The sequence below is a fragment of the Streptomyces sp. NPDC006309 genome, from assembly GCF_040613095.1.
Taxonomy (GTDB): Bacteria; Actinomycetota; Actinomycetes; order Streptomycetales; family Streptomycetaceae; genus Streptomyces.
The window spans coordinates 38,319-62,596 of sequence record NZ_JBEXRO010000002.1 but is presented as its reverse complement, the minus strand read 5'-3'; the positions used below and the strand labels follow the sequence as shown (position 1 = coordinate 62,596).

Genomic DNA, 24,278 nt, shown 5'->3' with positions numbered 1-24,278 from the left:
AGAGGCGATACACCCCGGCCGCCGGTCGGCGCGTAGGCGTCGGGGCGGCGGCGGCCCGTCAGGGAGATCGGCCAGCCGGCCCCGATCACTGATCTCCACGACGATTTCGCCGTCGGCTCGCCACATGCGCAGGCGGCCGTGGCCACCTCCGTGGCGCACCGAGTTGCAGTCCGCTCCCTGCGTACCTCGGGGGGCGGGGAGGGGGTTTCCGTCGTCCGCTACAGACCGTGGACAGTGGTGAGCTCGGTGAGTCCCGAGATCGTCAGCACGGGGGCGAGCAGAGGCGTGGCCACGAGTTCGACCCGGTCGGCGCGGACGAACAGTACGTTGAGGCCGGCGCTGTCCAGGTATTCGACGCCGGTGAGGTCGAGGACGACCGGGCCGTGGGTGGCGTCCAGGGCCTCACAGAGGGCGCCGGTGTTGGTCATGTCGATCTCGCCGACGGCTGTCAGCAGCGGGGTGCCGTCGGACCGCCGGCCCGGGGTCAGGGTGAGCGGGGTGGTCATCACGCGATCCTCGTGTGCATCTGGACGGTGGTGCCGGCGGCGCCGGAGGTGACGGTGACGTGCTGCATCATGGCTTTCATCAGAGTCATGCCGCGGCCGCGGTGGGCGTTGGCCTCGGGGTGCGGGGTCTTCCACTGTCCCGTGTCGGCGATGACCAGGCGCAGCTCGTCCACGTACGCCTCGGCGCGCAGCCGGACGGGCTCACCCGGAGAGTGGCGGTGGCCGTGCTCGATGGCGTTGGCACAGGCTTCGCCGACCGCGACCAGGACGTTCTGCGCGGTCTGCGGGGGCAGCTGGCACCGTTCGAGCCAGGTACGCAGAGCTTGGCGGACCGGTGCGAGCTGCGAGGACTCGGCGGGGAAGGTCACCTCCAGCGGTGCTGGGTGCCGGTACAGCAGCAGGGCGACGTCGTCGTCGTAACCGTTCTCGGGAGCCAGACGGGTCATGACCTGGGTGGCGAGATCGTCGACGGCCGCGTCCCTGCCGTCCTGGACGGCTTCGCCGGCCTGGTGGATGCCCGCGCTCAACGGGCGTCGGCGGCGCTCGACGAGACCGTCGGTGTACAGCAGCAGAGTGGCACGCGCCGGGATCGTGCACTCCCCCTCGGGGCGTGCCCTGCCGGGACGCACGGCCAAGGGCACGGACCGCCCGTCCTCGAGCAGGCGGGTGGTGCCGTCGTGGTGGGCGAGGATGCCCGGCGGGTGTCCGGCGCTGGAGTACGTCAGCCGGCCGGTCCCGGGGTCGAGAACGCCGCAGAAGACGGTGGTGCACAGCGCGCCGGGGATGCCGGCGGCGAAGCGGTCCAGGGCCATGAGGGTCCGGGACGGGTTGGCGTCCTGAAGGAGCAGGGCGCGGCAGGCGCTGCGCAGCTGGCCCATGACGCTGGCCGCTTCCAGTCCCCGGCCGACGCAGTCCCCGACGACGATGCCGATCCGGCCGTCGGGCAGCGCCACGGTGTCGTACCAGTCACCACCGACCTCCAGAGGCTGGGTGGCCGGTTCGTAGCGGACGGCGAAGCCGTCGGGCAGATGGGATGGACCGAGGATGGCCCGCTGGAGGGCGATGGCGGTCTCGCGTTGCTGGTCGATCTGGTGGGCCCGCACCAGCCCCTGAGCCAGGTGCCCCGCCAGTAGCGACAGCAGCAGCTGGTCCTCGTCGGTGAACGGCCGGTTGGCGCCGAGGTCCACCCACAGCACCATGGGGCCGTCGGGATGCTCCACGGTGATGCCCGCACTGGTGTGATCGGTGACCGGGGTCAGCAGGGGTCGCTCGCGCAGGGCCGTGAGCACCTCGCGCCGGTCGGCGGGCAGGTCCCGCCAGTCCGGTGCGGCTTCCGTGGCGGTCACCACGGGATCCGCGTGGTGGCCGAAGACGACGGCCAGCACCTGCCGGGCCCGCCACAGTTCCTTCAGCTCGCTCAGGGCACCGGTCAGGGCCTCGGGCAGGCTGGTGGCCCGGGAGACGCGCAGGCTCAGCGCCGCCAGGGCGCTGTCACGCTGGATGGCGTAGTGCTCGGCGGTGACGTCCCGGAAGGTACCGACAACCACGCGGCGCCCGGTGTCGGGATCCTGTGCCTGGTTGAAGGCGACGTCGATCCACAGCCGGCGCCCGTCACGGTGGGTGACGGGGATGGTGTAGCGGCCGTGTCCCTCCTCCATCAATCCGGCGAAGGCGCGGGCGACCTGCTCGTGGCCCTCCGGATCGCTGTCGGCCTTCGGCCACCAGGGGTGGATCGGCTGGTAGGGCAGCTCGTCGGGGCCGTACCCGAGGATGTCGGTGAACGCCGAGTTGGTCTCGACGACCGCGCCTTCCTCGTCACAGACGAAGAACGCCTCCTTCAGGGAGTCGACCAGCGCGGTGCGCCAGCGGGCGTGATGAGTACGCAGACGGGACAGTTCCACGTTGGCCCGCACCCGGGCCAGCAGTTCCGCCGCGGCGAACGGCTTGACGAGGTAGTCGTCCGCACCGGCCTGCAGGCCCTCGATGGAGGCTTCCTGCCCGGCGCGGGCGGACAGCAGCAGCACGGGCACGGCAGCGGTGCGCGGGTCGGCGCGCAGCTCCCGCACCAGGGAGAGCCCGTCCAGGCGGGGCATCATGACATCGCTGACCACGAGGTCGGGAGCGTCCGCACGGACGGCCCGCAGGGCTTCGTGTCCGTCGGTGACCGCCTGCACGTGGTATCCGGCGCCTCGCAGGATTCGGGTGAGGTACTCACGCATGTCGGCGTTGTCGTCCGCGGTCAGCACCCGCGCCGGTACCACGGGACCCGAGGTATAGGCGGTGTCGCTCGTCGCCGGCGCCATGGTTGTCTCCGCGCCGGAGGCGTCCGCGGGAAGCCAGCGCAGCGCCTCCAGGACATACGGCTCGGCAGTGGCCGAGGGGACGGCGGTGGAGGCGGCCGGCGCCAGGGCGTCGGCGGGCAGGTGCTCCGTACCGAAGGGCAGGCGGACCGTGAAGCGGGTGCCCTGCCCCAGCGTGCTGTCCGCGGTGATCGTGCCGCCGTGGAGGCCGACGAGCTCCTTGACCAGCGCGAGACCGATGCCGCTGCCCTCGTTGGAACGTGAGCGGGCGCTCTCGATGCGGTGGAAGCGCTCGAAGAGCCTGGGCATCTCCTCGGCGGGCACGCCGATGCCGGTGTCGGCGACCGTGACCACCGCGTCGCCGCCCTCGGCACGGACCGAGATGCGGATGGATCCCTCGAAGGTGAACTTCAGCGCATTGCTGATCAGGTTGAGGACCACCTTCTCCCACATGCCCCGGTCGATGTGCACCGGCTCATCCAGCGCGGGGCAGTCGACCTCGAAACCGAGACCGGCCTTGTCCACGGCCGAGCGGAAGACACTGGCCAGTTCGGCGGTGACCGCCGACAGGTCGACGGGTTCGTACCTGGCCTGCATCCGTCCCGCCTCGATACGGGAGAAGTCCAGCAGGCTGTTGACGAGTTTGCCCAGTCGGAGGCCGTTGCGGTGAATGGCCTCCAGTTCGTCGCGCACCCGGGGATCGCCCCCGTCGAACTGTGTGCGGAGCTCCTCCACCGGCCCCATGATCAGCGTGAGCGGGGTGCGGAACTCGTGGCTGATGTTGGAGAAGAAGGTGGTCTTCGCCCGGTCCAGCTCCGCCAGTTCCTCGGCCCGGCGCTGCTGTGCCTGGTAACTGCGCGCGCTGGAGATCCCGGCTGCGATGTGTCCGGCGACCAGTTCGACGAAGCCGCGGTAGCTCGCGTCCAGCGGGCGGTAGCGGTTCAGTCCGGCCACCAGGAACCCGTAGGGGGCGCTGCCCTGTTGCAGCAGTGGCACGGCCAGTGCCCGGGCGGGCGGCTCGTGCCACGGCCCGACGGGCAGCGCGGTGAAGGGGGCGCCGTCGAGGTCCAGCACCGCGGACTCCCCTCCGGCCAGGGCGGCGGTGGGCCACAGAGCGTTCTCCGCGTCGGCCGGCAGGACGGCAGGTGCCACGGGGTGCCCCGCCGGCAGCCCGGTGCGTCCCGCCAGTCGCGCGGTGCCGTCCGGCTGGAAGAGGTACGTCAGCGTGAACGGCAGGTCGCGCGGGTTGTGACCGAGTTGCTGACCGGCGAAGGCCAGCATTTCCTCTTCGGTCCGCACGACGCTCGGATCGGAACCCAGGTCCCGCAGCGTCGCCATCCGTCGTTCACCGATGACCCGTTCGGTCTCCTCGCTCACCACGCACAGCATCCCGACCACCGTGCCGGAATCGTCGCGCAGCGGGCTGTACGAGAAGGTGTGATACGACTCCTCGGGATACCCCGAGCGCTCCAGGAACAGCAGCAGCGCCTCGTCCCACGTGGCCTCGCCCGTGGCCAGTACGGCGTCGATACGCGGGCCGATGTCGTCCCAGATCTCCGCCCAGACCTCGCTCGCAGAACGCCCCAACGCCCAGGGGTACTTCTGCCCCAAGGTGTCCTGGCGGTAGGCGGCATTGCAGAAGAACGTCAGATCGGGTCCCCAGGCCATCCACATGGGAAACCGTGACGACAGCAGGATGCTGACCGCCGTCTGCAGACTCTGCGGCCAGCCGTCCGGCGGCCCGAGCGGGGTCACGGCCCAGTCCACCGCGGCAAGATCTTCGCCGATCTCCGCGTCGGCGGCGAACACATCGGCCGCGAACGTCGACGGCCGACGTTCAGCATCTGCGGAACCTGCCACAGCCAACCCTTTCATCCACGCCGTCCAGTCCGAGCCACCGTGTCGACCGCGCCGTGGGCGGGCTCCGTCACCACGCCCGGAACGAGCCGACGTTTTCCGAACAGGCCATCGACACAAAAGGCACCCGCCCGGCAGGTTCTTCCGCTTTTGGTGGCGTGACCGACCTGTCCTCTCGAAAAGGATCGCCTCGTAGGATAGGCCCACCAGCCAGGGCACCAGCACTCGGCATGGTGCAGGAGCCCCTCACGCTGGAGGCCGCAGGCCATGACTTCGAGTGCGCCTGCATGTCGCCTCGGCCTGACGTCCGACGAGGACGGACGCATAGCCGCGGTCCGCGAGTACCCCGTCGCAGACAAATGGTCCGGTCATGCTCTCGACAACGACAAGATTGCCTCCCTGGCGGCCGGGATCTTCGCCACCCCGATGGCCGGCGTGGCGATCGGGGACGCCGACCAGGTACGGCTCGTCGCGTCCCATGGCCTGGCCGCGGAGACCGAGGTGGTGCGCCTGCCAGGGTTGTCGGCATCCGTTCGGACGGAACCGTGGAGCCGGTCTCCACCGTCGACGGGCAACTCATCCGTCTGCTGCACGAGCCGCGTGTCGTCCGGGCCACCATCCACCTCGATCCGGACGAGTCCCTGCTGCTGTACACCGACGGCCTCGTCGAGGCCCGTACACCCGATGGCGACATGCTCGGCCAGGAACGGCTCGCCCGGCATCTCGCGGCCGGCGGCGTGCCGTCGGCCGAGCACTTGCTGCACACTGTGGACGGCCTCCTTGGAGGCCTGGGTCCGGGAGTCGGCGACGACACAGCTCTGCTCGCCCTGTCCGTACCCCTACCGCCTGCATCACCCCATCAGGAGAAACGGTGACCGAGCCCACCCTGACCGTCACACAGCAGATCCACGAGGCCGGCCCCGTCCTGGTGAAGGTGACCGGCGAACTCGACCATCACACCGCGCCACAGCTCACCCAGGCGCTGGAACGCGTCCCGCTCGCCCCGGGCACCCCCCTGGTGATCGACCTCTCCGGTGTCGTCTACTGCGATTCCACGGGCATCACCGTGCTCGTGACCGCCTACCACCGCGCCGAGGCCGCCGGCTGTTCCCTCAGCCTGACCGGACTCAGCCACGACCTCACCCGCGTCTTCCGGACCGTGGGCCTCGACCAGGTGTTCACCTTCCACCCCACCGTCGACGACGCCCTCGCCGCGCTGCGCCGCTGAGCGCGGCCCGCACCGCATCTGCACGGAGCGCCCGGGCACTGGGATGGCAGCACGGATCAGGACCGACCAAAACCGGCCAGAGGCTAACCTGTGATGGCCATGGTCCTGCTGGTTGCCATGGTCCTACCCTCTTCAGTTATCGAGGTGTGACAGAGCGTGCAGGACGTCCGGTTCGACCTGTCGGCTTTCGGTCTCAGTGAAACAGCCCGGTGCAGTGCCCACTTGCGGAAGGCCGTCAGCGCTGTGTCGTCCCCGGACGCGGCGGCACAAACGGTCGCCGACTTCTTCTACGACAGCCTGGTCGACGCGCGTGACGGCCGCGCCTGCCCTGCGGTGGGAGTGTTTCTCGCCGGGCCGGGGAACGCCGACACCGCGGATCCGTCAGCCGCGGAACCCCCCGCTGAGCACGCGCGGTGTCTGTCCCTGGTCGGGTTCCGTGGTCCGTACGTGGGCTGGCCCGGCACGGAGGGCTCCGGTCCGCTGCACATTCCCGTGCCGTCGTCCGTCGCCGCCCACGAGGCACCGTCGGTGCACCGGCTGCTCGAACGCCTGGGAGTCGCGACCGGGGACGCGGACGGCGCTGTGCCGCCGGAAAGCGACGTCGAGGTTGTGGCCGTGTCCGGAAACCAGGTGGACGGGATGGAGGAACTCCTCCCGGGGCAGGGTGTCCGTTCCGTGCTGGCCTTCGGCGGAACCCTGTCGCCGGGTGAGTGGTTCGCGGTGGTGCTGTTCTCCCGCGTTCCGCTGTCCGCCGAGGTCGCCACGCTCTTCCGCACGGTTACCGGCAGCACGCGCCTGGCGCTGCTGTCCGCCGCCGGGCCGTCGCCCACCGCGGAGGCGGACGCGGCTCGCACCCTCCTGGAGGGCCTGGAGAGCCTGGTGGGACAGAGGGCCGCTCACCTGCAGACGGTGGTGGCCGAGCTGCGCTCCGCCACGACGGAGCTGCGCCGGTCCCAGAAGGAGCTGGAGCAGCGGGAGCGGGAGCTGCGCGAGGAGGCGGCGATCGTCGAGCTGCTCCAGGAGGCGGGCAGTGTCCTGGCCGCGGAACTCGACCTTGACGCGCTGGTCCAGCACGCGGTCGACGCCGCCACCCGCCTGGCCGGGGCGGCGTTCGGCGCCTTCTTCTACAACGTCCTGGGCGAGACCGGAGAGTCGTACCTGCTCTACGTGATCTCCGGTGTCGACCGGTCGGCCTTCGACAAGTTCCCCATGCCGCGCAACACGCTGGTGTTCGAGCAGACCTTCCGGGGCCTTGGCGTGGTGCGGTCCGACGACATCACCGCCGATGCGCGTTACGGGCACAACGCACCGCACCACGGCATGCCGGAGGGGCACCTGCCGGTGCGGAGCTATCTGGCCGTTCCGGTGATGTCCCGCGGGACGGTGCTCGGCGGGTTCTTCTTCGGCCATCCCGAGCGTGGGGTCTTCACGGAGCGACACGAACGCCTGATCACCGGTCTCGCCGCGCAGACCGCCGTGGCACTGCAGAACGCGCAGACCTACCGCCAGGAGCGGGAAGCGGCCACAGAGCTGCAACGCCACCTGCTGCCGGCGCTGCCACGCGTCGACGGGGTCGCGAGCACGTCGCGTTACCTGCCGGCCGCACGGGATCGCGGCGCCGGCGGTGACTGGGTTGACCTCATACCGCTCCCGGACGGCGAGGTGGCGCTGGTCGTCGGTGACGTGATGGGCAAGGGCGTCAGGGCGGCAGCGGTCATGGGCCAGATCCGCACGGCCTGCCGGGCGTACGCGCAGCTCGGGCTCGCCCCCGCCGAGGTGCTGGAGCAGCTGAGCGTTCTGGTGGACGACATCGCTCCCGGCTCCATCGCCACCTGCGTCTACGCGGTGCTCGACACGCGCCGGGACCGGCTGCGGGCGGCCGTCGCCGGGCACTTGCCGCCGGCACAGCGCGACCCGGGAGGCAGCGTGAGGTTCCTGGACGAGAAGGTGGGACCGCCGTTGGGGGTGGGCAGGCGCCGTTATGCGGAGCAGGATGTCTCCCTGCCGCCCGGATCGCGGCTGCTGCTGTACACGGATGGCCTGGTCGAACGCCGCGGGCGCCCCATCGACGACGGGCTGCGGCAGCTGCGGGAGCTGCTGGCCGGGCCCGTGGGCGAGATCGAGGCGGACTGCGACTCCTGGCTGGACGCCCTGGCCGGCGGGCAGCACGACGACGACATCGCCATGTTGTACCTGCACCGACCCGAGGACGCGTCGCACCAGGTGGTGGCGGTGGTGCGTGACTACGCCCCGGTCTCCAGCGCGGTCCCCGACGCCCGCCAGCTGGTGTCCGTGGTCATGCGCGAGTGGGGCCTGCGTCATCTGGCGAACGACATGATGCTGATCGCGGACGAGATGGTCGCCAACGCCGTCCGGCACGCCAGGACACCGCTGCGCGTCGAGCTGCGGCGGGCCGGTGAACGCGTCGTCCTGGAGGTCACGGACAGCAGCCTCGAGGAGCCCCGTCTGATCGTTTCGCACCCCGGGGAGTTCGGGCACCGGGGCATATTCCTGGTCGACGCCATCGCATCACGATGGGGCACCCGCTGGATCGACGGAGGGAAAGTAGTGTGGGCGGAGGTCAAGACCTCGTGACGGCGTACCCCGGTCGGCTCCTCGACCGGCACCAGGACAACCAGCCGACCCGTTCGTCCCGGATACAGGAGAGCCCCTCCCGATGACCCCCTCCCCCGGCCCCGAGGCGCACCAGCCCACCGACAGCTCACCACCGGTCGACTCCAACAGCCTGGTGCCCACCGGCCCGACGCTGACCCTCGCGTCACACCGCGGCCCGCGGCACGCGGTCGTCGCCGTGGACGGCCCCATCGACTACCACACCGCGCCCCAGTTGCTGGGGCATCTCACCACCACGGGGATGCAGAATGTCCCCCTGCTGATCCTGGACCTCACCCGCGTGAACTTCTGCGACTCCAGCGCGCTGGGAGCCTTCGTCGACATCAATCGTCGCCGTGCGGACGCCGGGCGCCGGTTCGCGTTGACCGGTATCCAGCCGGAGGTCAGACGGATCTTGGAACTCACCCGTCTCACGTCCGTCCTGCCGCTGCACGAGACGGTCGGCGACGCGCTCTGTGAAGACTGACCCCCTCGCCCGCCGCCCGGACGAGCACATCCCCCCGATCGGTCAGCAAGCCACGTCCCGGTATGTCATGGCCACGGCTCGGCATCACTCGGCCTGGAACAGGCCCGGGATGCCGGACACGACCTGGCCGCCATCCATCCGGTCGTTCGTTCTTCGTCTCGCGGGTAGACACGGAGGTCGGCCGACGCCTTGATGCCATCGGTTCGCCCGAGGCCCACGCACTCAAGGGCGGAGATGCGCCTCACGGCGGAGGGGTTGGCCTCACGGGAGTCACCCGTGCCTGCTGTCACATGGTGGCCTGCCGTGATGTCTGCCGGCCGAACCGACGGCTCGAAACGCGCGCCGGGCATACGTCCATTGACCGAAGGTGGGAGCATCCGCGTCATGGATGACGGAGACGGCCGCACGGCTCGGTGGTGGGCGGCGCTGCGCCGGACGCCGGTGGCCGTCTGGAACGATGACGTCACGGACTGGGCCGCTGCCCTGACCTATTACGCGGTCCTGGCCCTGTTTCCCCTGCTGCTGGTGATCCTCTCTATCCTGGGTCTGACCATGCCCACGGCCAGGCCCGAGGTCATCGACCGCATGTCGCAGGCCGCCCCCGTCGCGTCCCGCGCTCTGCTGCGCAGCACCCTGCGGCAGATGGCCGGACAGTCGTCAGCGGCATGGACGCTGATCTTCTTCGGAGGAGCGGGAGCCCTGTGGTCGGGATGCAGCTATCTGAGCGTCTTCCGCCGGGCGTTGCACGCGATGCACCAAGTCAGCGCGGACCGGCCGGTCTGGCGCACCGCACCGCGCATCGTCGCCACGGCCCTCGTCCTGATCTCCCTGCTTCTCACATCGACCCTTGCGCTGTTCATCACCGGTAGCCTGGCCCGGCGTCTGGGTCTGGCGCTGCACCTGGGAACCGGGCCGCAGGACGCCTGGAACACACTGCGCTGGCCGGTCGTGGCCACGGTCGCCGTCACCCTGGTGCTCGTCCTGTACCGTTCGGGCCCGGCGTCTTCCCGCCCTGTCGGGAAGACGGCGCCCGGCGGCGCACTGGCAGTAGTGCTCCTGCTGGCCGCCTCACTCGGCTTCGCCCTCTACACCGCCCATGTCAGTACCTATCACCGCCTGTACGGTTCACTGGCAGGCGTCGTGGTGTTCCTGGTCTGGCTATGGCTGTCCAACCTGGCTCTTCTGGTCGGCGCTCAGCTCAACGCAGAGCTGCTGAAACCTGCGCAAAGGGAGCTCGCGCAAAGGAAATGAGACGGTTTCCCGCTACCTGCGGCGGACCGCCCCGTAACCTCCGGACCCCGTACGGCACGCAGGCGCCGGGCTTGCCCAGGGTGCCGCGTCGATCAGCAGCCGGTTGGTCCGGGGAAGCGCCGTCAGGACCTGATGCGGCCGTCCCGAAGCTGTATCGCGCTGCGCAAGCCCGGCTCACCGCGCAGCACGGCAGGCACCACGCCCCACATCCACGCCGCCCTGCGAGCCATCAGGCGGTGCCGAGCATGCCTTCGCGCAGACGGGTCGCCCGCTCCGAAGAAGTCCTCGCGGGCATCCGGGCCGTGGCCCTCGGAGATGCCGTGATCGCCCCCGCACTCACCCGCCGCCTGCTGCACGCTGTCCGGGTCGACGGCGAAGTCGCGTGTCAGGTCTCCAGGCGGTAGCCGTGTCCTCTCAGTGTGGTGATGCGGGGCAGGTGACTGGGGCCGGGAGTCGTCCCGGCGGCCTCGGTGAGGCGGCGGCGCAGGCCGGCCATGGTGACGTCGAGGGTCTTGGTGGAGCCGAACCAGTTCTCGTCCCAGACCTCGGCCATCAGGGTCTCGCGGGAGACGGCCTCGTCCGCGTGCCGCGCGAGGAGGGCGAGCAGATCGAACTCCTTGGGACGGAGGGCAACTTCCCCGTCGCGCAAGGCGCAGCGGCGTGCCACGGGGTCGATGACGAGATCGCCCAGGCGGATCGGCTGCCGCTCGGCGGGTGCGGTGACGGCACGGCGACGCAGGTGGGCGCGCAGGCGAGCCAGCAGGACGGTGAGGCTGAAGGGTTTGACCAGGTAATCGTCGGCCCCGGCGTCCAGGCCGGCGATGACGTCGATGTCGTCGGTGCGGGCGGTGAGGATGACGATCAGCAGGTCCCGGAAACGGCCGCGCAGGGTTCGGGCGACGTCGAGGCCGTCCATGTCGGGCAGGCCGAGGTCCAGCAGCAGGGCGTCGTAAGGGATGCGGGTGGCCTCGGCGAGGGCGGCGGCGCCGGTGCGGCTCCAGGCGGCGGTGTAGCCGTTGCCGCGCAGGCCGGTTTCCAGGTGGCGGCCGATGACGTCGTCGTCCTCGACCACGAGGACACGGAAGCGGCTGTTGGCCGGTGCGGCGGGCGTGTCCATGGCCGCCAGAGTAGACAAACAGGTCCCCGCGCGCTGGTTCACAGGTCATGCAGTTCCTCGAGACGGGATCAGTCAGGACGCGGTCCACCGCCTGGGGGAGATGCCGGTGCCGGGAATCATGACGGTCTGTTCGTCGAGCGCGTCGTCCGGGAGGACGGTCAAAGTGGTGCCCGTCGCATCGCTGTCGACGTCGACGTGCCGGAAGACCCGGAACACGGCATCACCGACGGAGGCATCGTCACAGGTGGTGTGCACCCACATGTCCCGGAGGCCCGCCGAGAGGGCGATGCCCGTCAGTTCCCGTAGCAGCGCATCGCCCAGCCGGCGCTTCGCCCATGTGCCGGTGACGAGGAGCATGATCTCCGCCCCCGGACCATCCCAGATCAGGGCCGCCCAGCCGACAGCGTGTCCGTCGGCCGTGGTGGCCAGCACACCGCGGCCCAGCCGGGGACTGAGCAGCAGGTTCAGGCGCCCGCGGTCGGCCTGGTGTTCCCGGGGCAGCAGTGTGGCGACGGCGTCCTGTTCGGCGACCATGGCCGGATGCAGGAGCAGGCGCTCGCCACGCGGCAACGCCAACGGCCGCGCAGGCCTCGGACGAGCCAGAGCGCGTCGCATCCGGACGACGCGGACGAGCGCCTGTGCGGCCAGCCGTTCGCGGGCGCTGAAGTCCGCGGCCTCCCGTTCGGCGGTCAGTGTCCCGCCCTCCGGATCGGCGAGAACCAGCCGGTACCCCCGCATCTGGGGCCCGAAGGAGGCGGGCGGGTCTGCGTGCCAGCAGATCGTGGCGCCGTCGAGCAGTCGGCCCAGCGCCCAGGGCAGCCGGTCCGGGGCCACCGCGGTGTGCCAGGCCAGCCGGGCGAGGCGCAGTTCCCGGCGCACGGGGCGCGACGTCTCCCGTGGGGCTGTCATGCGCCCTTGCCCCAGGCTGGTCGCGAGGTCGCGACGAGCCGGATGATCCAGGGCGTGGCGAACACGACGATCAGCAGACGCAGGCTCTGCACGGCCGAGATCAGCGCGACGTCGGCGTGCGAGGAGACCGCCGTGGCAATTACGGCGTTGATTCCCCCCGGGGTGGTGGCGAGATAGGCGTCCATGACCGGCGTGCCGGCCGCCCGCGCGAACAGCCAGGCCAGTCCGGCGCAACCGAGGCACATCGCGGTCAGGGCGAGGAGCAGCGAGGGAAGGACGCGCCGTACGAGCAGCAGCGTCTCCTTGGTGAAGCGCACGCCCACGTCCAAGCCCACCAGCACGAAAACGAGGTTCTGCAGCAGGCCCGTCGGCGCGAAGCCGGGCAGGAGGCCGCTCATCGTCACGGCGAGGCCCGCCAGCATGGGGCCGATCAGCGCGGGGGTGGGCAGCTTCAGACGGCGCCCGAGGAACGTACCGACCCATACCACCGCCAGCAGCGTGAGCAGGCCGGCCTGCTGGTCGGACGCGGCGACCAGGTGCAACAGCCCCCGGTGAGCCGTCTCCTGAGCCACGGGACCGCCGGCCGTCCCAGGTCCGGCGGTCAGCCACTGAGCGATCAGCGGAGCCGTCGTCGCGACCAGTCCCACGCGCAGGTACTGAGTGAAGGCCACCAGGCGTGCATCCGCGCCGAGTTCGTCGGCACTCGCGACGATCGCGGCCGATCCGCCCGGCACCATGCCGAGTACCGCGGTGGGGTGGCCAAGACCGCGGGCGCGGGAGAGGCACCAGGCGATCGCCACGCTCAGTGTGATGGTGGCGGCGGTCACCAGGGTGAGCGGCAGCGCCGCGGGTGCCGCCTTCATCAGGGCCGATGAGGTGAGGTAGCTGCCCATCAGGGCGCCGACCAGCGACTGGCCCGCGCGGTTGACAGGGCTGGGCAGTCGTTCCCTGACCACGCCGGACAAAGCCAGTACCGCTCCCGTCAGCAGAGCGGCCAACAGCCACGGTGCCGGCAGGCCCGCCGCCTCGGCTCCCATACCGGTCAGGTAACTTCCGACGGTGATGAGTGGCCATTTCCAGGCGGGATTTCGACGGGGCGGTTCGGTATGGAAGGCAACGGATGTCGTAACAGAAGTTGACGGACGAGTGAATTCTCGCCGGGCTACGGAAGCCGGAGCCATTAAGACGCCTTTCGTGGGGAGACAGGCGCCGTGAGCGGCGTTGCTCACGGACAACAGCACTTCTCCACTGTGGGGGTTGGGCGCTGTGTGAACCCTGAGGGCAGCTGAGAGAAGGCTGAGAGCCCGGCGGGAATTCGCGCGGTCGGTGACTCTCTGAACCCGGCATCGGGTGAATGGCACAGGCTGGGCGGACCGAGTGAAATACAAGGAGACCCCGAGTGCGGATACTGGTGGTCGAGGACGAACCGCACATCGCCGCGGCGGTGGAACGAGTCCTGCGGGCCGAGGGGTTCGGCGTCGACATCGCCCGCGACGGCGAGACCGGATTCAGGCTGGCCGGCAACAATGACTATGCGGTCATTGTTTTGGACCTCATGTTGCCGGGGCGAAATGGGTATGACATATGTCGTTCACTGCGGGCCGCCAGGGTTACGACGCCGGTGCTGGTACTGACGGCCAAGGACGGTGAATACGACGAGGCGGACGCGCTTGATCTGGGCGCCGACGATTATCTGACCAAGCCGTTTTCCTTCGTCGTGCTGCTGGCCCATATCCGGGCACTGATGCGACGCGGAACGCCCCAGCGGCGGCCCGTGCTCAGCGCAGGGGACCTGTGGCTGGACCCGGGCGCCCATCGGTGCGGCCGTGGCGAGACGCTTCTGGAGCTGACCCCGAGGGAGTTCGGCCTGCTGGAGTTCTTGCTGCGCCATCCGGACACGGTGGTCAGCAAGAACGAACTGCTCGCGCAGGTGTGGGACGCCTGGTTCGAGGGCGATCCGAACATCGTCGAGGTCTACGTCGGCTATCTGCGGCGGAAGATCGACACTCCCTTCGGCCGCTCGGCGATCGAGACGGTGCGCGGCATCGGATACCGGCTCAACGGAAGGGGAGGGTGATGGTCCGGCGCACACGGCTGCGCGGCCGGGCGGGGCAACGGGTTCCGTGGCGGCGCAGCCCACGGCCCCCGCGCACGCGGAAACTGACGCTGCGGTCACGGGTGACGCTCCTGGCCACGGCGATGTTCGCCGGTGCGCTGATCGTGGCCGGCGTCGGACTGTTGGCCGGTCTGCACACCGCGATGGTGCAGAGCCTCGACGGGACCGCCCGGGAGCGCCTCAAGGACGTCTCCTCGATCATCAAGGAGGGCAGGCTGGGCTCCCTGATCACGTCGAACCACGGTGACATCGATGTGACGCTCGTGCTGGCACCGGACGGTGAGGTCATCGCCAGCTCCTACGCGGGCGCCCATACCGGGGGTGACCGGGGGTTGCCCTTTCCGCTGCCCGCCGAACTCGGGGCCGGCCGGCTGATGACTCTGACGGATCTCCGCATCGGGGACACGGGAGACTTCCGCGTGGCCGCTGAGCAGACCCGCGTGCGGGGGCGACCCGCCACGATCGTCGTCGCGATGTCCCTCAGACAGGCCGAGCGGACCCTGTCCCTCCTGCAAACCATCCTCCTTGCCGGGATCCCGGTGCTGACGGCGCTGGCGGGGTGGATGCTCTGGCTCACGGCCGGACGCACCCTGCGGCCCGTGGAGACGCTGCGTCGTCAGGCCACCGAGATCACCGCCACCGACCTGCACCGTCGCCTGGACGTGCCCGACTCCCACGACGAGGTGCACGCCCTCGCGGTCACGCTGAACGAGATGCTCACCCGGCTTGACGTCGCGTCGGCCGCCCAGCGTCGTTTCGTCGGTGACGCGGCACACGAACTGCGCAGCCCGTTGGCCGCCATCCACGCTCAACTGGAGGCGCTGGCCAACTACCCCGATCCTCAGCCGGATGCCCAGGTGGCCTCCGCCCTGCTGGAGGACACCGAGCGGCTGCACGACCTCGTCGAGGGGTTGCTGGACCTGGCCCGCGCGGAGGGCCCCGCGCCGCAGCGGTTGTATACGGTCGTAGACCTGGACGAGGTGGTGTTCGCCGAAGCCAGACGGCAGCGCGCACTGACAGAGCGCGTGATCGACACCCGGTCCGTCTCGGCGGGCCGGGTGCGCGGGGACGCGCACGCGCTGCGCCGGGTCGTGCGGAACCTTCTTGACAACGCCCGTCGGCACGCCAAACGACATATCCGCATAGCTCTCAACCGGCGCCAGGGCACGGTGGAACTGGTCATCAGCGACGACGGCGCGGGCATACCGCCCGCCGACCGGGAACGGGTCTTCGAGAGGTTCACCAGGCTGGACGAGGCTCGTTCCCGTGAGGTGGGCGGCTCCGGCCTCGGCCTCGCCATAGTCAGCGGCATCGTCATGGCCCATGGCGGCACGGTGCGTGCCGAGGCGGACGACGCGCCGGGGCAGGGCGGACTGGGTGGCGCTCGACTCCTCGTCCGCCTTCCCGAGGAGAGGGAGAGCTGAGCAACCAAACGTGGCCGGACCACGTCGTCAGTCAGCGCCGGGCAAGCCGGACAGTCGGCGCGGCTCGGCCGCGGCGAACAGCACGTCCCTGATCGCCTCCCGGTCGCCGACCTGCCCCCGCCGCGGCTTCCTCCGGAGGGAAGTGGCCCGCGGCCAGGCGGCAGAACCCCACGCTGTTTCCGGTCTCGCCGGCCACGGTCCAGCGGTGGGCGAACCGACCGGAGACGCCGCTCAGGACGAAGATCCAGCCCAGATGCAGGCCTGTACACCCGCCGCCGGTTCCGCTTTTGAAGGGACGCGCGCGTTGTCCTCGAACTGCGTTCCTGGCCGCACCGCCCGATCTCCACGTGAGGCCGCGACGATGAGTTGCGGGCCGGGGGTGCTGCGCACGTCGAAGGACTTGTGGTCGAGCGTTGGCCCTCCTACATCGGGGTGACGGAACTGCTTCGGCTCTCGGGTCTTACCGCGGCCCTCACCGCGGCTCTCGTCCGGCGGTCCGCTCTCGGACCGCGTGCGCGGGTCAGCAGCATTCTTCCGCCGGGAGCAGGACGACCACCCGGGCGCCGGGGTGGTTGTCCTCGATCAGGGTGCGGCCGTGGTGGGCCATGACGACGTCGTGGACGATGGCCAGGCCGAGGCCGCTGCCGCCGGTGTCCCGGGAGCGCGCGTCGTCCAGGCGGGTGAAGCGCTCGAAGACCCGTTCCCGGTCGGCGTCCGGGATGCCGGGGCCGTCGTCGGCGACGACCAGGCAGGCGGTGCCGTCCCCGCTGTGCAGGCTGACCGTGATGCGGCTACGGGCGTAGCGAACGGCGTTGTCGAGGAGGTTGCGTGCGACACGGGCGAGAGCGTCCGCATCGCCGCGCACGCGTGCCGCGCCGACGGCGTGCTGGTCGATCGGGAGCCCGGTGCGGCGGCGGGCCTCACGCACCTCGGCGAAGACGATCTCGTCCAGGTCGACGGAGCGCATGCGGATCCCGCGCCGGTCGTCGAGCCGCGCCAGCCGGAGGAGATCGTCGACGAGCCGGGTGAGCCGTTCGCAGTCCCGCAGCAGGGACCCGGCGAGGGTCTGCGTCTCCGGGGAGGGGGCGTGCCGGGCGGCCACGTCCAGACGGGTTCGCAGCGCACTGAGGGGGCTGCGCAGTTCGTGGGCGGCGTCCGCGATGAACCGGCGCTGCCGCCGGGTCGCCGTGTCCAGGCGTTCGAGCAGGTCGTTCAGTGTCCGGGCGAGCCTGGCGAGGGCGTCCGCGGTGGGCGGCACATCGAGCCTTCGGCCGAGGTCGGATGCGGTGATCTCGGCGGTCTGGGCGCGCATGGCCTCCACGGGACGCAGCGCGCGCCCGGTGAGCGCCCACACCACTGCCGTGAGCAGCGCGACGACCGCCGGGGTTCCGGCGGCCAGGCCGACGGCGAGCCGGGCCAGCCCCTGATCGACGCTCTCGGTGGGGACGGCCACGTACACGGTGACCGGGTTGCGCGCCGAACCGGCGGGTACGCCGACGGCCCGCCAGGAACCGCTCTCACCCACGGGGATGTCCTGAACGGCGTGCGCCCGAGGGGTGCCGGACCGGCTCACCGGAAAGAAGAACGCCCGTGGCCGATGGCGGAGGTTTCCCGAGCTGGCGATCACGTTGCCACCGCGGTCGACGACCTGTACAGCGTCTTCGCCATGGTCCGCCGCCGGTATGTCCGCGTTGATCGGAGCACTGTCGGCGTCCGCCGCGACGACCTCGGCGCGCTGGAGAGCGGCGCTGTCCAGGCCGTTGACCAGGCTGGCGTGCAGCCAGACGACGAGGAGAACGGCCGCTGCGGCCAGGCCGACGGCGATGACCAGGGCCGCGGCGGCGGTCAGTCGCAGCCGCAGCGACCTGTGGGCCCACCAGAACCGAACGCCGGCGGCCATCGCTCACCCCGCACCGCTGCGCAGCCGGTATCCGGCACCGCGGACGGTCTCGATGGTGTGCCGGCCGAACGGAGCGTCGATCTTGCGCCGCAGATAGCCGATGTACACCTCGACGATGTTGAGGTCGCCGTCGAAGTGCTCGTCCCAGACATGGGTGAGGATGTCCGTCTTGCTGAGTACGTCGTCGGCGTGTCTGACCAGGTACTCCAGGAGGGCGAACTCGCGGGCGGTGAGTTCGATGTCCTGCTCTCCGCGGCGGCAGCGGCGGCGGGCTGGGTCCACACTGAGATCGCCGGCCCAAAGCACCGCGGGCCGGGCGGGCGCCCCGCGGCGCAGCAGCGCCCTGAGGTGGGCGACCAGGACGACGTACGAGAAGGGCTTGCTCAGGTAGTCGTCGGCGCCGAGGTCCAGGGCGTCCGCCTCGTCGTACTCGCCGTCCTTCGCGGTCAGCATCAGCACCGGCGTCCAGACCCGGGCGCGCCGCAGCCGCTTCAGCACCTCGTAGCCGGACAGGCCGGGAAGCATGATGTCGAGCACGATGACGTCGTAGGACTCGTGCAGGGCGCGCCACAAGCCGTCGGTGCCCTCGTGCGCGACGTCGGCGACGAAGCCCTCCGCGGCGAGTCCGTCGGCGATCGCAGCGGCGAGTCCGAGTTCGTCCTCGACGATCAGCGTTCGCATGGCTGCCTCCGGTCCACCATAACCGTCGCCGGTGACGGTCGTCGGCTGAGAGGGCGCTGAGAAACGGGACGCCTCTCAGCCTGCTCTCAGTACCCGGATCGCAGGCTGGAGTCATCAGACAGGCAAGGGGGAGTGAGGAGCACGACGATGAGTGACCTCAGGCAGGAGCGCCGGGACCGGGGCGAGGACGCCTCGCGGCGCATGCGGCAGGAGGAGCGCCGGGACCGGCGTGAGACCGGAGAACGGCGCGACGACCGGCGGCGTGATGAGCGGCCGCGAGAGGACCGACGGAACGACGGACGCCGGGAGACGGACGACGAGGAGCGCGAGCGTACGGTGCGTACCTCGTTCGTCGCCGAACGGCCCTTCGGGTGACGGTGCTACGAGGAATCGCAGCATCTACGCGGTTGACGGCACCGGTCCCCGGTGCCGTCAGCCGTGTGGCACGGCGAGCGCCGCCGCTCGGGCAGGGCCGACGGTGACGTCGGTGATGGTCCAGCCCGAGGGTGCCGGACCCGGTGCGGCACCCGTACCGACGTGATCGGTGGACAGCCCTCGGGACAGACCGGTGCCGATCGCCTTGAGCCAGGCTTCCTTGCGCACCCAGACCCTGGTGAAGGCCAGGGGGCGTTCGTCCTCGGGCAGGCGGCCGAGTGCCGCCTGCTCCTCGGGATGCAGCGCGGAGGTGAGGCCGGTGACGACGTCAGGAGGCGGGATCCGCTCGATGTCGACGCCGACGGGCGAGCCGGCGATCGCGATCAGGCAGAGGTCGTCGCTGTAGGCCAGGGAGAAGTGGAGCGTGCCGTCCGCGAGCGCGGGCCGGCCGTGCGGGCCGCCGCACACCGGGCACGGCTCCCGGGTGAGCACCACCCGCCGGGGTGTGACACCGGTCCGGGCGGAGAGCAGCAGCCGGAGGGCGGTGTGCGCGCTGACGTACCGGATCCGGTCCCCGGGCCGGGCGAAGGCACGGGCCCGCCGCCGTTCCAGGCCGTCCAGTACGGACGGGTCCGGCTGCCGGCCCCCGGGCACTGTGCGGACGAGCCACAGACGGGGTTCGTGATAGGCCATGGGCTCACTCCCGCCACATCGATTCCACGAGGTCGCGAGCCAGGTCCAGGGTGTGCTGCACGGGCAGGCCGTGGTCCGTGTACCAGTCGTCCGTGGCCTCCGGGTGCGGTCCTGCGACGGCCACTCGGCCCGCGCCGAAGGGGGCTACGACAGCGGCGGGGGTGCCGTTGTCGTAGCGAGCCAGGACCCGTACGGCGGTGTCGTCGTCGAGGAGGAAGACGGGACCGTCCTGGAAGTACACGGCGCGCGGGCACGCCCGCCAGGTCACCCGCACCACGGTGGACTCCTCGTCGTGGACCGCTGCCCCCGGCGTGGCGATGTACTGGTCGGTGTCGCCGGGCAGGAGCCCGAAGCCCGGTGTGGCTCCGGCGAGATAGGCGCCCAGGCAGAACCCCAGGTAGTGCCCGCCGCCGTGGACGAAGTCGCGGACCGCCCGGCGCTGCGGGCGCAGGACGCGGTAGGCGGCGTCGAGTGTGCCGCCGCCGGGCTGGGCGTACAGCACGGCCCGGGACAGTGACTCGGCCGACAGCGGTAGTGACTCATGGGGCCCGGTGTAGCGGACGTCCAGGTCCCATGGACCGGAGGAGAGGAGCGCCGCGACCGCCTCGGGGCAGCCGGGGGAGGCGGCCGGCCCGCGGTAGACGAGGGCGAGCGGGAGGCGCCCATCGGGCGTACGGGTCATGGCTGCTTCCTTCCGGTCCGTCCCACCGCGTCGGGCTGCGGCGGGGCGGCACATCCTTCGGCGGGCAGGCCCTGCCAGTCGGTACCGGGAGTCAGACGCTCACCCTTCATGACCAGGGACAGCGCACCGAGCCGGACTCCGGCGCCTACGACGGCGTCGTACAGCACCACCGAGCGCGTTCCGACACTCGCGCCGGGCCCCACGGTCACCGTGGACATCTTCATCACCCGATCCTCGAAGAGGTGCGTCTGCAGGGAGACGTGCATGCCGATCGAAGCGTCATCGCCCACCGCCACCAGGTCGAACTCCGTCAGATACGTGGTGCCGATCCAGGTGCCCCGGCCGATGCGGGCGCCGAAGAGACGCAGGACCGGCGGCAGCAACGGGGTCCCCACCAGGGCGCCGACGCCGGCGGGGACCGCGGCGGCCTCGAACAGGCCGGTGACGAACTCGGTCCGGCGGACGAACAGGCTCCAGAGCGGTTCGACGCGCGGCCGGTACCGTCCGGCGACCACCCACTTGGCCAGCGCGCAGAAGCCGACGACGGCCGTCGTGGCGCCCAGAGCCAGCAACGGTGACACCAGCAACGTGATCGCGGGTCCCGAGGTGAGGGCAAGGCGGGTGAGGGCCGCCAGGTATCCGAAGCCGGCGGCGGCGAGCAGCGTCGCGGGCAGGATCGCCCGGAAGAACTCGATGGCCAGACGGCTCAGTACGGCCCCCCGGGTGGGCCGGAACGTCAGTCTTTCGGGATAGCGCCCGCTGGCCTGGCGCACCGGCAGCCGCAGTGCGGGTGAACCCAGCCAGGTGCTGCCCGGGGGCACATCACCGGCGGGCGGCACGCTGGCGACGCCGACGAGGCAGCCCGAGCCCAGCCGGGTACCGGCGGGCACCAGAGCCGCGTTGCCGACGAAGGCGCGCCCGCCCACCTCGGTGGGCGCGAGGGCCATGAGGTCGGCGGCGAAGACGGCGACGCCGGCACCGGCCATGTCGGCGACGAAGCTGCCGTCGCCGAGGGTCAGCAGGTCCGGGTCGATGTGCGCCACCGTGGACACCTCGGCGCCCCGGCCGACCCGCGCCCCCAGCAGCCGCAGCCAGGGGGCGGTGTAGAGGGTGGCGTACAACGAGTTGGTCAGGGTCAGGCTGTGCTCGAGCAGCTTGTCGGCGACCCACTTGCGCACCCCGAGCGCCGACCGTGCCCGGTGCACGCCGACCGGAGTCCGGGGCAGCACCGCACGCCTGCCCACGGCGACGATCAGACACACGGCGGCCAGGAAGACGGGGCCGAACAGCAGTGCCACGGCCGGATCACCGTGCTGCCACGCCCACCAGCACAGGGCTGTGCCCGGCGCCGCCGCCGCGATGGGCACCGCTTCCAGCAGGAGCAGGCCGAGGAAGGCGGCGGCCAGATGCCGGGGCCGCCAGCGGTCCGGGCGGCGCGGGACGGTCAGCATCGACTCGACGAGCGGCGAGAGAGCCGTGACCGGCCGGGCGGGCGAGCCGGCCCGGCGCGCTCCGGCGGGAATCGCCTCACCTGGGCCGGCGAGGGACTGCTCGCCGAGCGCCGCGCCGGGGCCCAGCTCGGTGCCCGGTGCGCAGACCGCGCCCGCACCAACGTACGCTCGTGCGCCGATGCTGATCGGGGCTATGGTGACCCGGCCGTTGGCGACCTGCCAGGGGCGCAGAGTGACTCCGTAGCCGATCGCGGCGTCAGCGCCGACGCGCAGCAGCGCGGGCACCCCGATCACGCTCGTGGCGATGGTGGCGCCCGGGCCGATCCTCGCTCCGAGGAGGCGCAGGTAGGGTCCCATCAGCGGAGAGCCGCTGAGCACCCGGAGCGGGCTCAGGCCGAGCACCAGCACATCGAGCGTCCACAGGCGCAGATAGGTGGCCCCCCACAGCGGGTACCGGCCGGCCCTGAGCCCGGCGGCCAGTGGCCGGGCGAGCAGGACGGGGACGAGCCAGCGTACGGCCAGGTAGCCGTCCAGCACGGCCAGAGTCGTGCCGGAGGCGCCCGAGGCGGTCAGCCGGCCGTGGTGTGCCCCGTACACGAGCGCCACCGGGCCCGTGAGCAGCAGCAGGAGGGAGTGGAGTGCGCCCGCCTGCACCAGTCCTGCCCGTGCGATCCGTGCGCGGCCATGCCGCAGGGGCGGCTCGGGACGGGGGCGTCCGGCCTCGCGCCGGCCGCCCGCCCGCGCGTACACGCGGGTCGTGAAGGTCCGGACGGTGGGGTTCTCGTACAGGTCGCGCAGGGTGGGGCCGGTGCCGCCGTCCTGCTCCCGCAGCAGGGACACGGCATGGGCCGCAAGCAGGGAGTGCCCGCCGAGCTCTGTGAAGAAGTCCGCCTCGGCCGACACCTCATGCGGAGGGACACCGAGTGCGCGGGCCCACGCGTCCCGCACGTGGGCCTCCCTCGCGTCGCGGACCGGCGCCACGGGACCGGATGCCGCCAGGCGACGCCCAGATGGCCGCGGCAGCCGCGCCCGGTCGGTCTTGCCGCTCGGTGCGACCGGCAGCCGGTCGAGGAAGTCCAGCGTCGCCGGGACCATGTAGGAGGGCAGGGACCGCTGTACACGGTCGTGAAGCCGGGCGGTGAGGGCGTCGTCGCTCCCGCTGTCCGCGGCCCGCACCACGTATCCGGCCAGGACCTGTTCGCCGACGTCGCCACGCGGGAGGAGCGCCACCGCCGCCTGCACGACCCCGGGTTCCTCCATCAGCACGCTCTCGATCTCTTCCAGTGACACCCTGTATCCCCGGATCTTCACCTCCGCGTCGGCGCGGCCGAGGTACTCGATCTCTCCCTCCGGGGTCATCCTGCCGAGGTCACCGGTGCGGTACAGGCGGCCGTCACCGGGCGCGAGGGGATGCCGGACGAAGCGGTCGGCGGTCAGGTCCGGGCGGCCGACGTACCCCCGGGCAAGGCCCGGCCCGCCCAGGCAGATCTCCCCGACCGTCCCGGGCGGTACCGGCTCGCGCCGCTCGTCGAGGAGGACGGCCGTGTACGTCGGCAGCGGTCGGCCGATGGTCACCGGGCGGCCCGGGCGCAGTTCCTGGACGGTGGCCGTGACGGTCGCCTCCGTCGGCCCGTAGGTGTTCAGGATTCGCCGCCCGGATCCGCACCACCGTTCGACCAGCGCGGCGGGGCACGCCTCGCCGCCGACGAAGACGCGGCGCAGGCGGGGGAGGTCCCGTGCAATTGTCGCCAGCAGGGTGGGCACGCAATACAGGGCGGTCACCCCGTGCCGGTCCAGGAAGTCGGCGAGTTCGTCGCCGAGCCGACCCGGACCCGCGGGTCCTGCGACGAGCGTGGCGCCGGCCGCCCAGGTGGGCCAGATCTCCTCGATCGAGAAGTCGAAGGAGATGGTCATGCCCTGGTACACGCGGTCCGAGGGCCGGATGCCGTAGACCGGGGAGACGACGCGCACGAAGTTGGCGACGCTGGACCGGGCGATCTCGACCCCCTTCGGTCTGCCGCTGGACCCCGAGGTGTACATCACGTAGCCGAGCGGGTCCGTCCCGTCCGCCGTCGTCACCCGCGGCCGTGTGGTGGGCAGCGCCGCCAGGGACTGGGCCTCCCGGTCCATCTCGATGACCGCGCAGTCCCCGTCCGGTATCGCGCGTACGGCGTCGGCCGCGCGGGCGGAGAGGGTGAGCACGGCGTCGACACCCGCGTCCCCGACAATGAAGTCCACTCGGTCGGCGGGCGCCGCCGGATCGACCGGAACGAACGCCGCCCCCGCCTTGCACACGCCGAGCAGCCCCGCGTACATCTCCACGGACCTCGGCAGGAGCAGGGCCACACGGCTGTCCGGGCCGATGCCGAGACGGCGCAGCCGGTGGGCGAGCTGGTTGGCACGGGCGTCCAGCTCGGCATAGGTCAGTCTGAGGGCTCCGCACTCGAGTGCCACGGCGCGCGGGGCGCGGTCACAGGCGTCCTCGTAGAACCGGTCCAGGCCGGTGGCGGCCCCGACCGCCGGAGCCCTGCGGACCTGAGCCTGGGCGACGGGCGGAGCGGCGGTGTCGGAAGTCATGGCGTTCCCCTGGGTTACGGTCCCGGAGCGGTGCGACGTGGCAGGCCGTGCCGGGGACGTGCTGCCGTCCAGACACTCACCAGCCTGGAAGGCATGCGCTGAGAAGACGCT

At 71.3% G+C, this 24,278-nt stretch carries 18 protein-coding genes and 2 pseudogenes; 10 read left to right on the top strand and 10 right to left on the bottom strand.

Annotated elements, in window-relative coordinates; all coding sequences use genetic code 11:
• Window positions 1-218: 218 nt before the first annotated feature.
• Window positions 219-506 (bottom strand): STAS domain-containing protein, encoded by a 288-nt coding sequence (locus tag ABZ117_RS02880; RefSeq protein WP_356816744.1) that lies wholly within the window; start codon window positions 504-506, stop codon window positions 219-221.
• The gene (locus ABZ117_RS02875; RefSeq protein WP_356817384.1) at window positions 506-4,480 is read right to left on the bottom strand and encodes a SpoIIE family protein phosphatase; all 3,975 of its coding nucleotides are present in this window, start codon (window positions 4,478-4,480) and stop codon (window positions 506-508) included. Before ABZ117_RS02875 ends, ABZ117_RS02880 begins: the two co-directional genes overlap by 1 nt.
• Window positions 4,481-4,893: 413 nt before the next feature.
• Here ABZ117_RS02875 and ABZ117_RS02870 point away from each other — a divergent pair, with 413 nt between their 5' ends.
• The 7 genes and pseudogenes from ABZ117_RS02870 to ABZ117_RS02840 all read left to right on the top strand — a co-directional run.
• A complete protein-coding gene (locus ABZ117_RS02870; protein ID WP_356816743.1) occupies window positions 4,894-5,538 on the top strand; it encodes a SpoIIE family protein phosphatase in 645 nt (214 codons plus the stop codon).
• Entirely contained in the window at window positions 5,535-5,891 is a 357-nt protein-coding gene (locus ABZ117_RS02865) for an STAS domain-containing protein (RefSeq protein ID WP_356816741.1), read from the top strand. The genes ABZ117_RS02870 and ABZ117_RS02865 overlap by 4 nt, the downstream gene beginning before the upstream one ends.
• Before the next feature lie 222 nt (window positions 5,892-6,113).
• Window positions 6,114-8,486 carry a SpoIIE family protein phosphatase gene (locus ABZ117_RS02860; protein WP_356816739.1) on the top strand — a complete coding sequence of 791 codons (2,373 nt, stop codon included), beginning with the start codon at window positions 6,114-6,116 and terminating at the stop codon, window positions 8,484-8,486.
• Between the two features lie 82 nt (window positions 8,487-8,568).
• On the top strand, window positions 8,569-8,991 hold the full coding sequence (locus tag ABZ117_RS02855) for an STAS domain-containing protein (RefSeq protein ID WP_356816737.1): 423 nt from the start codon (window positions 8,569-8,571) through the stop codon (window positions 8,989-8,991).
• A 90-nt stretch (window positions 8,992-9,081) separates the two neighbouring features.
• Window positions 9,082-9,221: pseudogene (locus ABZ117_RS02850) on the top strand (transaldolase); the annotation flags it as partial.
• A gap of 154 nt (window positions 9,222-9,375) precedes the next feature.
• Entirely contained in the window at window positions 9,376-10,242 is an 867-nt protein-coding gene (locus ABZ117_RS02845) for a YihY/virulence factor BrkB family protein (protein WP_356816736.1), read from the top strand.
• A 269-nt stretch (window positions 10,243-10,511) separates the two neighbouring features.
• A pseudogene (locus ABZ117_RS02840) lies at window positions 10,512-10,595 on the top strand (DNA-binding response regulator); the annotation flags it as partial.
• A 32-nt stretch (window positions 10,596-10,627) separates the two neighbouring features.
• Here the strand turns inward: ABZ117_RS02840 and ABZ117_RS02835 are convergent.
• The 3 genes from ABZ117_RS02835 to ABZ117_RS02825 all read right to left on the bottom strand — a co-directional run bounded on the left by ABZ117_RS02835 (window position 10,628) and on the right by ABZ117_RS02825 (window position 13,449).
• Window positions 10,628-11,359 carry a response regulator transcription factor gene (locus ABZ117_RS02835; protein ID WP_356816734.1) on the bottom strand — a complete coding sequence of 244 codons (732 nt, stop codon included), beginning with the start codon at window positions 11,357-11,359 and terminating at the stop codon, window positions 10,628-10,630.
• A gap of 72 nt (window positions 11,360-11,431) precedes the next feature.
• Window positions 11,432-12,268: a hypothetical protein gene (locus ABZ117_RS02830; RefSeq protein WP_356816732.1), complete on the bottom strand. Its 837-nt coding sequence runs from the start codon at window positions 12,266-12,268 to the stop codon at window positions 11,432-11,434.
• Window positions 12,265-13,449: an AbrB family transcriptional regulator gene (locus ABZ117_RS02825; RefSeq protein WP_356816731.1), complete on the bottom strand. Its 1,185-nt coding sequence runs from the start codon at window positions 13,447-13,449 to the stop codon at window positions 12,265-12,267. The genes ABZ117_RS02830 and ABZ117_RS02825 overlap by 4 nt, the downstream gene beginning before the upstream one ends.
• A gap of 218 nt (window positions 13,450-13,667) precedes the next feature.
• Here ABZ117_RS02825 and ABZ117_RS02820 point away from each other — a divergent pair, with 218 nt between their 5' ends.
• Window positions 13,668-14,345: a response regulator transcription factor gene (locus tag ABZ117_RS02820; RefSeq protein WP_356816729.1), complete on the top strand. Its 678-nt coding sequence runs from the start codon at window positions 13,668-13,670 to the stop codon at window positions 14,343-14,345.
• Between the two features lie 101 nt (window positions 14,346-14,446).
• Window positions 14,447-15,808, top strand: a complete 1,362-nt coding sequence (locus ABZ117_RS02815; protein ID WP_356816727.1) for an ATP-binding protein — start codon at window positions 14,447-14,449, stop codon at window positions 15,806-15,808.
• A gap of 520 nt (window positions 15,809-16,328) precedes the next feature.
• Here ABZ117_RS02815 and ABZ117_RS02810 read toward each other — a convergent pair.
• Together ABZ117_RS02810 and ABZ117_RS02805 are read right to left on the bottom strand one after the other, a co-directional pair.
• Window positions 16,329-17,708, bottom strand: a complete 1,380-nt coding sequence (locus ABZ117_RS02810; RefSeq protein WP_356816725.1) for an ATP-binding protein — start codon at window positions 17,706-17,708, stop codon at window positions 16,329-16,331.
• Between the two features lie 3 nt (window positions 17,709-17,711).
• On the bottom strand, window positions 17,712-18,389 hold the full coding sequence (locus tag ABZ117_RS02805; protein ID WP_356816723.1) for a response regulator transcription factor: 678 nt from the start codon (window positions 18,387-18,389) through the stop codon (window positions 17,712-17,714).
• A 147-nt stretch (window positions 18,390-18,536) separates the two neighbouring features.
• Between ABZ117_RS02805 and ABZ117_RS02800 the strand changes: the two genes are divergently transcribed.
• Window positions 18,537-18,764, top strand: a complete 228-nt coding sequence (locus ABZ117_RS02800) for a hypothetical protein (protein WP_356816721.1) — start codon at window positions 18,537-18,539, stop codon at window positions 18,762-18,764.
• 57 nt (window positions 18,765-18,821) lie between these two features.
• On the opposite strand, the gene ABZ117_RS02795 is transcribed toward ABZ117_RS02800, so the two are convergent.
• Genes ABZ117_RS02795 through ABZ117_RS02785 form a run of 3 tightly spaced genes read right to left on the bottom strand, consistent with a single transcriptional unit; the run spans window position 18,822 to window position 24,167 of the window.
• Complete coding sequence (locus ABZ117_RS02795; protein ID WP_356816719.1) at window positions 18,822-19,457, bottom strand: 4'-phosphopantetheinyl transferase superfamily protein; 636 nt, start codon at window positions 19,455-19,457, stop codon at window positions 18,822-18,824.
• Between the two features lie 4 nt (window positions 19,458-19,461).
• The gene (locus ABZ117_RS02790) at window positions 19,462-20,139 is read right to left on the bottom strand and encodes a BPL-N domain-containing protein (RefSeq protein ID WP_356816717.1); all 678 of its coding nucleotides are present in this window, start codon (window positions 20,137-20,139) and stop codon (window positions 19,462-19,464) included.
• On the bottom strand, window positions 20,136-24,167 hold the full coding sequence (locus ABZ117_RS02785) for a Pls/PosA family non-ribosomal peptide synthetase (protein ID WP_356816715.1): 4,032 nt from the start codon (window positions 24,165-24,167) through the stop codon (window positions 20,136-20,138). Before ABZ117_RS02785 ends, ABZ117_RS02790 begins: the two co-directional genes overlap by 4 nt.
• Window positions 24,168-24,278 lie beyond the last annotated feature (111 nt).